The organism is Xanthomonas sp. NCPPB 3959, from assembly GCF_056675575.1.
This window is the reverse complement of record NZ_JBWWVR010000004.1, coordinates 1-15,077: the sequence shown is the minus strand read 5'-3', so window position 1 is coordinate 15,077 and position 15,077 is coordinate 1. Positions and strand designations below refer to the sequence as shown.

Sequence of the window (15,077 nt, the reverse complement as noted above, 5' to 3'; positions counted from 1 at the left end):
CGTCACGCAGCTCCCTTGCCAGCAGCACGGTGAAGGCATCGGGCGCGGTCGGCGCCGTCGCGCAGCGCAACAGGCGCGGAGCTGGGACAGAAGGCGCTTCCTTGGAATCACCAAGAAGGCCCCCAGACTATGTGCCATCCGTCAGTGTGTACATTCGCATTCGTGAGCACCTCCTTGCCGCTGCAAAAAACGCGTAAATCCCCGCAACAAGCGCGTTCGCGCGCCACCGTGGAGGTCATCCGCCAGGCCAGCATTCAGGTTTTGGTGGCCGACGGACTGCAGGGTTGCACCACCACGCGGGTGGCCGAGCGCGCCGGTGTGTCGGTGGGCAGCGTGTATCAGTACTACCCGAACCGTCAGGCCATGTTGACCGCCTTGCTGGACTGGCATCTGCAGGCGGCGATCCACGCGGTGGAGCAGGCCTGCGCGCAACACCATGGGTGCACGCTGGCGCAGCAATGCGAGGCGTTGGTGCATGCCTTCGTGCAGGCCAAATTGCAGCATGTGGATGTCTCGCGCGCGCTGTATGCCATCGCCGAACTGCATGGTGGCGCGGCATTGGGATCGCAGGCGCGCAAACGCTCGCAGCAGGCGTTTGCGGCTGCGCTCGCCACCGCATCGGATGTGCGCTTCGATGACTGCGAGGCAGTGGCCAAGATCGGGATGGCCGCCATTGTCGGGCCGGTGAGAAACCTGCTGGAAGATGGTGCGCCTGCGGCGCGTGTTGCACCGCTACAGGCGCAACTGGTGCTGTTGCTGCACAGTTATCTCATCGCCACCGGAGTTGCACGATGACTGCGGCACTCGTTCAGGACAGCTACGTGCTGCAGGACTTCATCGAGCGCCATCGGCGCCTGTTCGTGCTCACAGGCGCCGGTTGCAGCACCGATTCGGGCATCCCCGATTACCGCGATCTGCAAGGCGGCTGGAAGCGTCCGCAACCGGTGACCTTCCAGGCCTTCATGGGCGAGCTGTCCACGCGGCAGCGTTATTGGGCGCGCAGTCTTGTCGGCTGGCCGCGCTTCGGCCTGGCGCAACCCAATGCCACCCATCACGCACTCGCCGCGCTGGAAGCGCGTGGCCAGCTGGAGCTGCTGCTGACGCAGAATGTGGATCGCCTGCATCAGGCCGCCGGCAGCCAGGCGGTGATCGATCTGCATGGCCGGCTGGATGTGGTGCGCTGCATGGGTTGCGAACGCCGCATGCCACGCACCGAGTTTCAGGTGTTGCTCGAACAGGCCAACCCCGGTTGGGCCGAGCTGGACGCCGCGCAGGCGCCCGATGGCGATGCCGATCTGGACGATGTGGCCTTCGACCATTTTATGGTGCCGCCGTGCCCGGTGTGCGGCGGCGTGCTCAAGCCGGATGTGGTGTTCTTCGGCGAGAACGTGCCGCGCGAGCGCGTGGAGCGCGCGTTTGCGCATCTGCAGGCGGCCGATGCAGTGCTGGTGGTGGGCTCGTCGCTGATGGTGTATTCGGGATTTCGTTTCGTGCAGACCGCCGCGCGCAACGGCTTGCCGATCGCCGCGCTCAACTTCGGGCGCACCCGTGCCGACGAACTGCTCAGTCTGAAGGTGGAACAGTCGTGCGCGCAGGCCTTGGCGTTCCTGCATGCGCCGGTCGACCCGCCGCGTACGCGCGGCGTCAATGACGTGAGTGCGCGTTCGGCATGACGCAGTGATCCATCGCAGCGGTTGTGCGCACGCGCGCGGCGCAGTGCAATGGGCATCCCCGTGTCATGTGTGGATGCCCTCTTGAGCCAGCTGTTCTCCCCCATTCGCTTCGGTCCGCTTGCGCTTGCCAACCGGATCGTCATCGCCCCGATGTGCCAGTACTCCGCACAGGACGGCCGCGCCAGCGACTGGCACCGCATCCATCTGGGCACCTTGTCGCAATCCGGTGCCGGCCTGCTGATTCTGGAAGCGGCCGCAGTGCAGCCGCAGGGGCGCATCTCTTACGCCGATCTGGGCTTGTACGACGACTCCACCGAGCAGGCGTTGGATGAAGTGCTGCAATCGATACGGCGCTGGTCGCCGATGCCGATCGGCATTCAATTGGCACATGCCGGGCGCAAGGCCTCCACCGATCTGCCGTGGAAGGGTGGCGAGGCGATTGCGCCGGATCACACGCATGGTTGGCAGACCGTGTCCGCATCGGCGCTGGCGTTTCGCGAGGGCCAGCCGTTGCCGCAGGCGCTGGACGAGGCCGGTATCGATGCGGTGGTCGATGCATTTGTCACCTCGGCACAGCGCGCCGAACGCCTGGGCCTGGAGTTGATCGAGCTGCACGCCGCGCATGGCTATCTGATGCATCAGTTCCTGTCGCCGTTGAGCAATCGGCGCAGCGATGCGTATGGCGGTTCGTTGGACAACCGCATGCGGTTGACCCTGCGCATCTTCGATGCGGTGCGTGCGGCGGTGTCGGACAAGATCGCCATCGGCGTGCGAATTTCTGCCACCGATTGGGTGGAAGGCGGTTGGGATCTTACGCAGAGCATCGCCTTGTCCAAAGCGCTGGATGCACGCGGTGCGCATTACATCCATGTCTCCAGCGGCGGGCTGGATCCGCGCCAGCAGATTCCGGTGCAGGCGGGCTATCAGATTCCGTTTGCGCAGCAGATCAAGGCACAGGTCAACACGCCGGTGATCGGCGTGGGCCTGATCACCGAGCCGGCGCAGGCCGAGGCGATTGTGCAAGACGGCCAGGCCGATGCCATCGCATTGGCGCGCGGCATTCTGTACGACCCGCGCTGGCCGTGGCATGCGGCCGCTGCACTCGGTGCCTCGGTCACGCCTGCGCCGCAATATCTGCGCTGCGAGCCACGTGAGGCGCGCGGTGTGTTCGCCAGCTGATTTACGCTGGGAGTGGTAAACAAGCAGAGCGGGCCGGTGTTTGGATCGCCGCTCTTGACGCAAGATCGCATAAGGAAAACAGATGCCGATAGGATTTCTGGGCTTGGGCACGATGGGCCTGCCGATGGCACACAACCTGCTGCGCGGCGGGTTCGAGCTGAGTGTGTGGAATCGCTCGCCCGAGCGCGCGCAGTCGCTGCGGCAGGCCGGTGCAACGGTGGTGGACGCACCACGCGACGCCGCACACGGCCCGCTGTTGTTCTCGATGCTGGCCGACGACAACGCGGCGCGTGAAACCCTGCTGGAACGCGGTGTGCTGGATGCGCTGCCGGCCGGCAGCGTGCACGTCAACATGGCCACCATCTCGGTGGCATTGGCGCACGAGCTGACCGCCCTGCATGCCGAGCGCGGCGTGGCCTATGTGGCCGCACCGGTGCTCGGCCGCGTCGATGTGGCCGAAGCCGGCAAGCTCAACATTCTGGCGGCCGGCGACGAGGCGGCATTGGCGCGCGTGCAGCCGATGTTCGATGTGCTCGGCCAACGCACCTGGGAGATCGGCCGCACTCCCGAGCAGGCCAATGCGGTCAAGCTGGCGGCCAACTTCTGCCTGGCCAGTGCGATCGGCGCCATGGCCGAAGCCAGCGCGCTGGCACGCGGCCACGGCGTGGAGGCCACCCAGTTCCTGGGCATGCTCACCAGCACCTTGTTCGCCGCGCCGGCGTATCAGGGCTACGGCCGCTTGATCATGCAACGCGAGTATTTGCCGGCCGGCTTCACCGCCACGCTGGGCCGCAAGGATGTGGATCTGGCGATCCAGGCCGGCGCCGACAAGCAGGTGCCGATGCCGCTGGGCGAGTTGCTGCGCGCCGGCCTGGACGAGGCGATCGCCCATGGCGACGGCAACGCCGATTGGGCGGTGCTGGCAGAGGTGTCGGCGCGCCGGGCAGGGCAGGTGGCCTGATCGCAGCGCAGGGGCGCAAGTGGGTTGCGCGCATCGCGCTTCGCTTGAAGGCGATGCGCGATGCATCTTGCTCACCCCAACATGCAGCAGACCTTCTAAAATGCCGGCTCGTTATAGCCGCCGCTCCAGGGAGGATGCGATGCGACACCTGCATATCACGCTCGGTTCGACCGAGCGCACACCGCGCGCACTTGTCTGCGCCGGTGCTACACGATGACCGCCGCACCGGTCGTCGACCAGGGCCCGGTAGGCCCGGACCATCCCGAGCATCCGGACCATTATCTGTTCGCGCAGATCCGCGAAGCGGTGGCGGTGCTCGATGCCGAGTTGAACAAACCCACCGACGAGGCCAGCGTGCGCATGGCCGCGCGCCTGTTGCCGCTGGCCAAACAGCACGGCTTCGATCAGGTGGACTACGTGGTGCTCAGCCGGCATGTTGGCGAAGTGGGCGAGAACGTGTTCCTGGTGCGTGGCGAGCTCTCCGACCCCGCGCATCTGCGCGCGCACATCACCACGCACGAAGCGATGGAAACCTCGGTGGAGGCATCGATGGCGCAACTGGACGAGATCAATCGGCGGCTGATGCTGCGCCTGCCGCCGCGCTGAGTCGGATGTAAAAGTTACGGGCGCAAGCACCGCGCCCGCAGCTGCGCGCATTGGCTATCATTGTGCAGATGCGCTCCGACTACATCCTTACCCTGTCCTGTCCCGACCGTACCGGCATCGTCTATCGCGTGACCGGGCTGTTGTTCGATCTGGCCTGCAATATTCTCGACGCACAGCAGTTCGGCGACGACGAAAGCGGCCGCTTCTTTCTGCGCGTGCACTTCAACAAGCCGCAGGCCACCGAGATCGCTGGTCTGGAGCGGCGCTTTGCGCTGCTGGCCGACGAATTCCAGATGCAGTGGCAATTGCACGACGCGCGCCGTCGTGCGCGCTTGCTGGTGCTGGTGAGCAAGCAGGGCCATTGCCTCAACGATCTGCTGTTCCGCATGCATAGCCGGCAACTGCCGGTGGACATCGCCGCGGTGGTCTCCAACCACGCCGACTTCGCGCCGCTGGCGGCCTCCTACGGCATCGCCTTCCATCATCTGCCGGTAACGGCAGACACGCGCGCTGCACAGGAAGCGCAGCTGCTTGCACTGGTCGAGGCCTTGCAGATCGATCTGGTGGTGCTGGCGCGCTACATGCAGATTCTTTCGCCGGAACTATGCCGCGCATTGGCTGGGCGCGCGATCAATATCCATCACAGCTTTTTGCCCAGCTTCAAGGGCGCGCAGCCGTACCACCAGGCGCACGCACGCGGGGTCAAGATCATCGGCGCCACCGCGCATTACGTCACCGAAGACCTGGACGAAGGCCCGATCATCGAACAGGACGTCGCCCGCGTGGACCACGCAATGACGCCGCGCGATCTGGTGCGGCTGGGCAGCGATACCGAATCGCTGGTGCTTGCGCGTGCGGTGCGCCGTCATGTCGAACATCGCGTGGTGCTCAATGGCCATCGCACGGTGGTGTTTCGCTAGCGATTGATGTGTCTCATCCCATCGGCCAGGGACGGTTGCAGCAAGCGTGGTGGAGCAGTGGTCATGCCACGTTTCAACCAGCGAGCGCGCCGGCTTGGCGGCCCCGTTGCCGTTTCTGTTCGCCGCTCCTATTGGAATTGTTTGCATGTCGCTTGCACCTATCTCCAGCGCTCCCGCGCAGCAACACGCCACGCGCGCAGCGTTCTTCATCCCCGGATTTGCTGCGGCCATCTGGGCGGTGCTGGTGCCGTTCGCCAAGGCCAGGACCGGCGTGGACGATGGTGCGCTCGGGTTGATCCTGCTGTGCCTGGGCGCAGGCTCGTTTCTGGCGATGCCGCTGGCCGGCGCCCTGTCGGCACGCTTCGGCTTTCGCACGGTGATGGCGGTGACGACTGCATTGATCTGCATCAGCCTGCCGTTTCTGGCCGTTGTCGCCAACCCGTGGATGCTGGGCGCGGTGCTGTTCGTGTTCGGCGCCGGCGTGGGCGCGATGGATTGCGCGATGAACATGCAGGCGGTGGTGGTCGAACGCGATGCCAAGCGCGCGATGATGTCCGGATTCCATGCGTTTTTCAGCATCGGCGGCTTTGTCGGTGCCGGTGCGATGACGCTGCTGTTGTCGGCGCGCATTGGTCCGCTGAGCGCTGCGATCGCCGGTGTGATTGCCATGCTGCTTGTCGGTGCACTGTCCGTTCGGCATTGGCGTGCCGAGCGCATCTCACAACAGGGGCCGTTGCTTGCGCTGCCCAAGGGCATCGTGCTGTTTATCGGCATTCTGGCGTTTGTGGTGTTTCTGGCCGAGGGCACCATTCTGGACTGGAGCTCGGTGTTCCTGGCCGATGTGCACCAGGTCAAGCCGAGCACCGCCGGGCTGGGATATGTGGCGTTTGCGTTGACCATGACGGTGACCCGTTTGTTGGGCGATTCGGTGGTGGAGCGGCTGGGGCGCATCCGCTCAATCGTGCTTGGCGCGCTGCTGGCCAGCGCGGGGTTTCTGGTGCTCACGTTGGTGAGCCCGTGGCAGGCCTCGTTGGCCGGTTACGTGTTGGTGGGGCTGGGTTGCGCCAATATCGTGCCGGCGTTGTTCTCGCTGGCCGGCAACCAGACGCGCATGCCGGAGAGTATCGCCATCACTGCAGTCACCACGTTGGGTTACGCCGGCATTCTGGCCGGGCCGGCATTGATCGGGTTCGCCGCCCACGGCATCGGCCTGGTCGGTGCCTTGATCGGCGTTGCGGTGTTGATGGTGGGCGTGGCGATTTCCACGCGGTGGTTGAAGGTGTAAGTGATGGGTGTCACCCGCCTGTCGTTGGTGGGTGATCGGTAAAGCGTCGCGCGCGGGCGCGCTCCTACCAAGGGCGGGGCAGGGACTACGCCTCGGTGGGTAAATACTCGAAGCGGTAGCCCACGCCGTACACCGAGCGCACCCACTCTTCGCCGCCCACATCGGCCAGTTTGCGGCGCAGATTCTTGATGTGGCTATCGACGGTGCGGTCGGTGACGATGCGGTGGTCCACATACACACGGTCCATCAGCTGTTCGCGCGAATACACGCGGCCGGGCGACGCGGAGAGCGTACGCAGCAGGCGGAATTCGACCTGTGTGAGATCCAGGTCGCGTCCGGCCACGCTGGCCCGGCAGGCGGCGTCATCGATGACCAGGCCGTGCGTTGGCTCGCTGTTGGGATCATGCCGGTGCCGGCGCAGCACCGCGCGTACGCGCGCGATCACCTCGCGCGGGCTGAAGGGTTTGCAGATGTAATCGTCGGCGCCGATCTCCAAGCCGAGCAGGCGGTCGATCTCTTCGGCGCGCGCAGTCACCATGATCACCGGTACTGCGCTGATGCTGCGCAGTTCGCGGCAGATGTCCAGACCATCGCGATTTGGCAGCATCAGATCGAGCAACAGCAGATCCGGCGCCTGCGCGCGAAATGCTGCGATCGCCTGCGCGCCATCGGCCACCCAATGATGCGAATAGCCGGCCGCGTGCAGATACTCGCCCAGCACCGCGGCCAGTCGCGGTTCGTCTTCGACGATGAGCACATGTGCGGTCTGGGTGTCCATTACGCCTCCAATGCCGGCAGCCGCAGCGTCACGCGCAGGCCGCCCAACGGCGAAGCGGTCGCGTGGATCTCGCCATCGTGCGCGCCGACGATATTGCGGCAGATCGCCAGGCCCAGCCCGCTGCCACCGCTGGCGCGATTGCGCGAGCCTTCCACACGATAGAAGCGCTCGAACAGGCGTTCCAGCTTGTCTGCCGGCACGCCGGGCGCGCTGTCTTCCACCACGATTTCCACTGCATGCCCGCGTCGTGCGCAGTGCACAACGAGTTGGCCGCCGGCATCGGTATAGCGCAACGAATTTTCCAGCAGATTGGAGAGCAACTGCTGCAGGCGGCGCTCATCGCCGTTGACGTGCAGTGGCGCATTGATGCCGTCGACCTGCAGCGTGAGCCCGGCTGCAGCGATGCGCATCTGCATGCCGGCCAGTGTGGATTGCAACACCACACTCAGATCGATCGGTGCGTGCCGATACGCCAACGCGCCCACATCGGTCAGCGACAGGTCGTAGAGATCTTCGATCAGCTTGCCGAGTTGGCCGACCTCCTGATGCAGCGAGGTCAGCGACTCACGCGTCATCGGCCGGATACCGTCCTGCAGCGCTTCCAGTTCGGCGCGCAGTACCGCCAGTGGCGTGCGCAGTTCGTGCGAGACATCGGCCATGAAATCGCGGCGTGCGCGTTCGTTGTTGTCCAGTGCCTGTGCCAGTTGGTTGAAGTCGCGCGCGAGCTGGTCGAGTTCATCGCGCATGCCCGCGTGCAATCGCGTGCCGTAGTCGCCGGCGGCCAGGCGATGGGTTGCCACTGTCAAGCCACGCAGGCGGCGCAGCAAGGTGCGCGACAACAACCAGCCAAACAGCGCAGCGACACCGATCGATGCCGCGCCCACTGTCCACCACACACGTTGCTGGGCTTGAAAGAAGCGTGCGTCGTTGGCCGTCAGCACCCTCTCGAACGGCAGCATGCCCATCCAACCCACCGTCTGCCCGCGCACCACGACCGGGCGTAGCGTGTCGGTGCGGCTGACATCGGGGTTGCCGATGATCACGCGGTAATCGCGATCCAGCAGCGCGAAGCGAAACACTGCGCCGGTCTGGTCGGAGATCGGCGGCGCGCGCGGTGGCAGATTTTGCGCCAGCTCCGGGCGCATCAGCACGAACCAGGCATCGGGATTGTCGCGGATGAAGTTCCAGTCGCCATGCTTGGCGTAATCGGCCTGCACGCGCGGCAACACTTCCATCATCCGCTCGATGCCTTGCTCGCTGAGATAGTCGAGAAACTGCTTTCTGAGTAATAGCTGCCCGGCCAGGCCATTGATCAGCAGCACTGCGATGCACGCGCTCAGGATGGCGAGAAAGAGTTTGGCGGTGATTCCGAGTTTCATCGACGTTGGGAAAACCTTGTTGCGAATGAGGTCACGCACGTGCGCTTGCTGTCATGACTGCTTGCATTGAATGGCGACTGCAGCGGCGTCGACTGCAGACGCCAAGTGCGCCGCCTGTCTTGCACACCCGTATTGGGACTTCATTAAACCCCGAAAGCAAGCGGCTGCTGTCTGTCAAAGCAAATCTTCAAATTTGCTCCATATTCGCAGCGTAGCGTGCGCATCCTCCGATCATTCCCGAGTGCGCCGCATGCGTTCCGTCGCTTCTTCCCGTTCTGCCATGGTGCCGCGCCAATGGCTGCTGGCCGCCATGATCACCGTCGCGCTGGCGGCCTGTTCGCCTGCACAAGCGCCGCAGCAGCGGCAAGTGGAAGTGGGTGTACAGCGCGTGGACGTGCAGCGCCTGGCGCTGGACCAGACGCTGCCCGGTCGCACCGTGGCCTATCAAAGCGCGCAGGTGCGCCCGCAGGTGGGCGGCATCCTGCGCAAGCGGCTGTTTACCGAAGGCGAGCAGGTGCAGGCCGGCCAGGTGCTGTACCAGATCGAGCCGGCCGCGTTCCAGGCCGCGTATGCCTCCGCGCAGGGCGAGCTGGCGCAGGCGCAAGCGGCAGTGCTCTCGGCCAAGCCCAAGGCGCAGCGGTATCAGACGCTGGTCAAGCTGGATGCTGTGAGCCAGCAGGATGGCGATGATGCGATCGCCACGTTGCGTCAGAACGAGGCCGCGGTGACCGCCGCAAAGGCCGCGTTGCAGTCCGCAAAACTCAATCTGGATTTCACCCGCATCACCGCGCCGATCAGCGGCCGTATCGGCACCTCGAGCTTTACCCCGGGCGCACTGGTCACTGCCGACCAGACCGATGTGCTGACCACCATCAACCAGCTCGACCCGATCTATGTGGATGTCAGCCAATCCAGCGCGCAGCTGCTGCAGTTGCGGCGCAAGCTCGATGCCGGCCAGGTCAAGGCGGTGGACGGCAAGGCCGAGGTCAAGTTGCTGCTGGAAGACGGCAGCGCTTACGCGCGTACCGGCACGCTGGAAGTGGTGGACACCGCGGTGGATGCCACCACCGGCACGGTGAAACTGCGTGCGGTGATTCCGAATCCGGACCATCTGCTGTTGCCCGGCATGTACGTCAAGGCGGTGCTGTCGATGGCCGTCAACGAGCAGGCGATCCTGGTGCCACAGCAGGCCGTCACCCGCAACAGCAAGGGCGAGGCGGTGGCGATGGTGGTCGGTGCCGACGGCAAGGTGGCGCAGCGCGTGCTCAAGACCGGCGATGCTGTGGGCGATCGCTGGGTGGTCAGCGAAGGCCTGTCTGCAGGCGAGAGCGTGATCGTGCAGGGTCTGCAGAAAATCCAGGTCGGCATGCCGGTGAAGACGCGCGAAGTAAAGGCCGCTGTGGCCACACCAGCTGCAGCGGCGCCGGTTGCACCCACGGCAGTGACGCCGAGTGCACCTGCCGCAGCTACGCCCAATGCCAAGCCAACGCCCGCAGCGCCGGCCAGCGCCACGCCCAAGGCCGACTGAGGAACTCTTATGGCTCGTTTCTTTATCGACCGCCCCATCTTCGCGTGGGTCATCGCCATCGTCATCACGCTGGCCGGCGCGATCTCGATCTTCTCGCTGCCGCTGGAGCAATACCCGGACATCGCACCGCCCTCGGTGACGGTCAGCGCGACCTACACCGGCGCTTCTGCAGAGACCGTGCAGAACTCGGTGACACAGATCCTCGAGCAGCAGATGACCGGTCTGGACAATCTGCTCTACATGTCCTCCAGCAGTAGTTCGGCGGGCACCGCGCAACTCACGCTCACCTTCGACTCCGGCACCGACCCGGACACCGCGCAGGTGCAGGTGCAAAACAAGGTATCGCAAGGCGAGGCGTTGCTGCCTGACGAGGTCAAGACCAACGGCATCACCGTGACCAAATCGGCTAGTGGCAGCATGTTCATGGTGCTGGCCTTCACCTCCGAAGACGGCAGCATGGACAGCACCGACATCGGCGACTACATGGTGTCCTCGTTGCAGGACCCGATCAGCCGCCTCAACGGTATCGGCAGCGTCAACGTGTTCGGTGCCGAATACGCGATGCGCGTATGGCTGGATCCGGAAAAACTGCACACCTACGCGTTGATGCCATCGGATGTCAGTACAGCGATCGCCGCGCAGAACGCCGATGTGTCCTCCGGCGCGCTGGGTGCCTTGCCGGCGCTGCAAGGCCAGCAGTTGAATGCCACGGTGACCTCGCGCAGTAAGCTGCGCACGCCGGCGCAGTTCGAGAACATCGTTCTCAAGTCCGATGCCAGCGGCGCCACCGTGTACCTGCGCGATGTCGCGCGGGTGGAGCTGGGTTCGGAATCCTACGGTTCCAGTTCCAAGTTCAACGGCAAGGCTGCCTCGGGCATGGGCCTGCAGCTGGCGACCGGCGCCAATGCGCTGGACGCCGCCAAACTGGTGGAAGCCAAGCTCGACGCGCTCAAGCCGTACTTCCCGGCCGGGCTGAAATACGAGGTCGCCTACGACACCACGCCGTTCGTGCGTATCTCCATCGAGGAAGTGGTCAAGACCCTGATCGAAGCGATCGTGCTGGTGGTCGTGGTGATGTATCTGTTCCTGCAGAACTGGCGCGCCACGCTGGTGCCGGTGATCGCGGTGCCGGTGGTGTTGATGGGCACCTTCGGCGTGTTGTCGCTGCTGGGCTTTTCGATCAACACGCTGACCATGTTCGCAATGGTGCTGGCGATCGGCTTGTTGGTCGACGATGCCATCGTGGTGGTGGAAAACGTCGAGCGGCTGATGGCCGAGCAAGGCATGTCGCCGCGCGAGGCCACGCATACCTCGATGGGCCAGATCACCGGCGCCCTGGTCGGCATCGCACTGGTGCTTACTGCGGTCTTCCTGCCGATGGCCTTCTTCGGCGGTGCCACCGGCGAGATCTATCGGCAGTTCTCGGTGACCATTGCCGCGGCAATGATCCTGTCGCTGGTGGTCGCACTGACCTTGAGCCCTGCGCTATGCGCCACCTTGCTCAAGCCGATCGACAAGGGCGGCCATGTCTCGCGCAAGGGCGTGCTGGGCAGGTTCTTCACCTGGTTCAACACGCGCTTCGATCGTGGCACCGAGAGCTACGGGCGCGGTGTGGAGCGTATCGTCAGCCATCGCAAGCTCGGCTCGCTGATCTATGTGGTGCTGCTGGTGGTGCTGGGCGTGCTGTTCTGGCGCCTGCCCAGCGCGTTCCTGCCAGAGGAAGACCAGGGCATGCTGATGGTGATGTTCAGCGCACCGGCCGGCGCCACGCAGCAACGCACCCAGCAGTCGATCGACCAGGCCACCCAGTTCATCCTCAAGCAACCGGAAGTGCAGGGCATCATGACCATCTCCGGCTTCAGTCTGGCCGGTAGCAGCCAGAACTCGGGCATGGGCTTTATCCGTCTGAAGGACTGGGCCGACCGCGACGGCTCGGCGCAGGAAGTGGCGCAACGCATTACCGGCGCGATGATGATGACGCTGCCGGATGCGCAGGTGTTTGCGTTGACGCCACCGGCCATCAACGGCTTGGGCACCAGCTCCGGTTTCACCCTGCAGTTGCAGGATGCCGCCGGCAACGGCCACGAGGCCTTGGTGGAAGCACGCAAGCAGTTGCTGCAGCTGGCCAACGGCAATCAGAGCCTGAGTGCAGTGCGTTTCAACGGGCTGGACGACGCGCCCACCTACCGCGTGCAGATCGACGATGCCAAGGCCGGTGCGTTGGGCGTGGCCGCCGCCGACATCAACACCACCTTGTCCACGGTGATGGGCGGGCGCTACGTCAACGACTTCCTCAACAACAACCGGGTCAAGCGCGTGTACGTGCAAGGCGAGGCGTCCGCACGCATGTTGCCCAGCGATATCGACCGCTGGTACGTGCGTAACAGCGATGCCGCGATGGTGCCGTTCTCGGCCTTCGCCAGTAGTGCGTGGGCCTACGCGCCGCAAGTGCTGACGCGCTTCAACGGCAGCGAATCGATGGAAATCACCGGCAGCGCCGCACCGGGCATCAGCTCGGGCGATGCGATGACGGCGGTGGCCGGCGAAGTGGATGGCATGGGCAAGGGCGTGGGCTACGCCTGGTCGGGCATGTCATATCAGGAGCAGGCCGCCGGCACCCAGACCTGGATGTTGTATGCGGTATCGCTGGTGTTCGTCTTCCTGTGCCTGGCGGCGCTGTATGAAAGCTGGTCGATCCCGATCTCGGTGATGCTGGCGGTGCCGGTAGGCATTGTCGGCGCGTTGCTGGCGACCTGGATGCGCGATCTCTCCAACGACATCTACTTCCAGGTGGGCTTGCTGGCGACGATGGGCCTGGCCGCCAAGAACGGCATCCTGATCGTGGAATTTGCCAAGGAGCTGGAAGAAAAAGGCCAGCCGTTGATCGAAGCCACCCTGCATGCCGCCCGCATGCGTTTGCGCCCGATCCTGATGACCTCGCTGGCCTTCATGCTCGGCGTGCTGCCGATGGTGATCAGCAGCGGCGCCGGCTCCGGTGGGCGTCATTCGCTGGGCACCGGCGTACTCGGCGGCACCCTGGCCTCCACCGTGCTGGGTATCTTCTTCGTGCCGTTGTTCTACGTGATGGTGCGCAGCCTGTTTCCCGGCAAGGTGTCCGATCACACGACTATCGTTCGTACGTCCGAGGTGACCCCGTGAAGCGCAACCTGTCCGTAAGTCTGGCGGTGGCCTGTGCCATCGCATTGAGTGGCTGCGTCAGCATGGCGCCGCGGTATGCACGCCCGAATGCGCCGGTGCCCAGCATAGTCGGCGACACCGGCAGCGCGGATAGCACTACGTCCAATGCAGCTGCGCTGGATTGGCGGCAAGTGCTGGTCGACCCACGCCTGCAGCAAGTGGTCGCACTGGCGCTGGACAACAACCGTGATCTGCGCGTGGCGGTGCTCAATATCGAACAGGCGCGTGCGCAGTACCGCATTCAACGTGCGGACCTGTTCCCGGCGGTGGATGTCACCGTCTCGCACAGTGCGCAACGTGCTGCGGCAGCGACCAGTTTCACCGGTGCGCCGCAGATCATCCGCAGCGCCACCGGGCAAGTGGGCATCACCAGTTGGGAGCTGGATCTGTTCGGGCGCATCCGCAGCCTCAAGAACGAGGCGCTGGAAACCTATCTGGCCAGTGAGCAGACCCAGCGCAGCACGCGTCTGAGCCTGGTGGCCGAAGTGGCCAGCGGCTGGCTCACCGTGGCTGCCGATCAGCAGCGGCTGGCACTTGCCCAGCAGACGCTGGAGAGCCAGCGCAAGACGCTACGCCTGACCGAGTTGCAGCACGATAACGGCATCGTCTCCGGGTTGGATCTGGCGCAGATCCAGACCAGTGTGGAAAGTGCGCGTGCCGATGTGGCCAGTTTCACCACCCAGCTGGCGCAGTCGCGCAATGCCTTGAATCTGGTCGCCGGCACGCAGGTGCCAGCGGCGTTGCTGCCGGCTGCCGATGCGATCGATACCGGTGTGGCATTGGCACCGCTACCGGCCCAGCTGGAATCGCGCGTGCTGCTGCAGCGCCCGGACGTATTGTCGGCCGAGCACACGCTCAAGGCCGCCAACGCCGACATCGGCGCCGCGCGCGCCGCGTTCTTCCCCACCATCTCGCTCACTGGCAACGTCGGGCGCGGCAGCGATGCCTTGTCCAGCCTGTTCGAGGGCGACCACACCTGGTCGTTCTCGCCCAGCGTCAGCGTGCCGATCTTCCGTGCCGGCGCCTTGAAGGCCGAACTGGACGTGGCCAAGCTGCAGAAAGACATCACCATCGCGCAGTACGAACTGGCGATCCAGACTGCCTTCAGCGAAGTGGCCGATGCACTAGCCGAACGCACACAACTGGACGAGCGCATGGACGCGCAACGCGCCCTGGTGGATGCCGCACAACGCGGCTTCACCCTCTCGGATGCGCGCTACCGCAATGGCGTGGACAGTTATCTGGTGGCGCTGGACGCACAACGCACGCTCTATAGCGCGCAGCAGACCTTGATCAGCCTGCGTCTGACCGAGGCGAGCAATCGGGTGAGCTTGTACAAGGTGCTCGGCGGCGGCGCCGATGCGCAGCCGCAACCGGTGGCGCAGCAGTAGCCCTGCATGGATGCGCGAGCGTCGGTGAGTCGAGTGCGCGGTGCCCTCGCCGCTTGCGGGACACGCCGCAAGTACGTCCATGTAGGCTCGGTGGCGGCATCCATGCCGCCACACGGTCCCGCAAGCGGCGAGGACACCGCACCAGAGAGTGAATCGGTTGCTTTGAGAAGAGCTACGCG

At 64.8% G+C, this 15,077-nt stretch carries 12 protein-coding genes; 10 read left to right on the top strand and 2 right to left on the bottom strand.

What is annotated here, in order from left to right:
• The first annotated feature begins 174 nt into the window (after positions 1-174).
• The 7 genes from AC1KVG_RS06140 (at position 175) to AC1KVG_RS06110 (ending at position 6,624) form a co-directional block, all read left to right on the top strand.
• Positions 175-795, top strand: coding sequence for a TetR/AcrR family transcriptional regulator (locus AC1KVG_RS06140; RefSeq protein ID WP_043889642.1), 621 nt, complete (start codon positions 175-177; stop codon positions 793-795).
• Positions 792-1,673 carry an NAD-dependent protein deacetylase gene (locus AC1KVG_RS06135; RefSeq protein ID WP_481093787.1) on the top strand — a complete coding sequence of 294 codons (882 nt, stop codon included), beginning with the start codon at positions 792-794 and terminating at the stop codon, positions 1,671-1,673. Before AC1KVG_RS06140 ends, AC1KVG_RS06135 begins: the two co-directional genes overlap by 4 nt.
• 60 nt (positions 1,674-1,733) lie before the next feature.
• The gene (locus AC1KVG_RS06130; protein WP_481093969.1) at positions 1,734-2,852 is read left to right on the top strand and encodes an NADH:flavin oxidoreductase/NADH oxidase; all 1,119 of its coding nucleotides are present in this window, start codon (positions 1,734-1,736) and stop codon (positions 2,850-2,852) included.
• A gap of 82 nt (positions 2,853-2,934) precedes the next feature.
• Positions 2,935-3,813, top strand: a complete 879-nt coding sequence (locus AC1KVG_RS06125; RefSeq protein ID WP_481093786.1) for an NAD(P)-dependent oxidoreductase — start codon at positions 2,935-2,937, stop codon at positions 3,811-3,813.
• Between the two features lie 213 nt (positions 3,814-4,026).
• Positions 4,027-4,419, top strand: coding sequence for an XVIPCD domain-containing protein (locus tag AC1KVG_RS06120; RefSeq protein ID WP_023902251.1), 393 nt, complete (start codon positions 4,027-4,029; stop codon positions 4,417-4,419).
• Between the two features lie 68 nt (positions 4,420-4,487).
• Positions 4,488-5,339 carry a formyltetrahydrofolate deformylase gene (gene purU, locus AC1KVG_RS06115; RefSeq protein WP_317061104.1) on the top strand — a complete coding sequence of 284 codons (852 nt, stop codon included), beginning with the start codon at positions 4,488-4,490 and terminating at the stop codon, positions 5,337-5,339.
• Positions 5,340-5,484: 145 nt separating this feature from the next.
• Positions 5,485-6,624: an MFS transporter gene (locus AC1KVG_RS06110; protein WP_481093785.1), complete on the top strand. Its 1,140-nt coding sequence runs from the start codon at positions 5,485-5,487 to the stop codon at positions 6,622-6,624.
• A gap of 85 nt (positions 6,625-6,709) precedes the next feature.
• Here the strand turns inward: AC1KVG_RS06110 and AC1KVG_RS06105 are convergent, their stop codons facing one another.
• Entirely contained in the window at positions 6,710-7,402 is a 693-nt protein-coding gene (locus AC1KVG_RS06105; protein WP_481093784.1) for a response regulator, read from the bottom strand.
• On the bottom strand, positions 7,402-8,781 hold the full coding sequence (gene baeS, locus AC1KVG_RS06100) for a sensor histidine kinase efflux regulator BaeS (RefSeq protein WP_481093783.1): 1,380 nt from the start codon (positions 8,779-8,781) through the stop codon (positions 7,402-7,404). Before baeS ends, AC1KVG_RS06105 begins: the two co-directional genes overlap by 1 nt.
• Before the next feature lie 250 nt (positions 8,782-9,031).
• Between baeS and AC1KVG_RS06095 the strand changes: the two genes are divergently transcribed.
• The 3 genes from AC1KVG_RS06095 to AC1KVG_RS06085 are packed head-to-tail and all read left to right on the top strand — an operon-like array spanning position 9,032 to position 14,898.
• Positions 9,032-10,309, top strand: a complete 1,278-nt coding sequence (locus AC1KVG_RS06095; protein ID WP_481093782.1) for an efflux RND transporter periplasmic adaptor subunit — start codon at positions 9,032-9,034, stop codon at positions 10,307-10,309.
• 9 nt (positions 10,310-10,318) lie between these two features.
• Entirely contained in the window at positions 10,319-13,468 is a 3,150-nt protein-coding gene (locus AC1KVG_RS06090; protein ID WP_481093781.1) for an efflux RND transporter permease subunit, read from the top strand.
• Complete coding sequence (locus AC1KVG_RS06085; protein WP_481093780.1) at positions 13,465-14,898, top strand: efflux transporter outer membrane subunit; 1,434 nt, start codon at positions 13,465-13,467, stop codon at positions 14,896-14,898. Before AC1KVG_RS06090 ends, AC1KVG_RS06085 begins: the two co-directional genes overlap by 4 nt.
• Positions 14,899-15,077 lie beyond the last annotated feature (179 nt).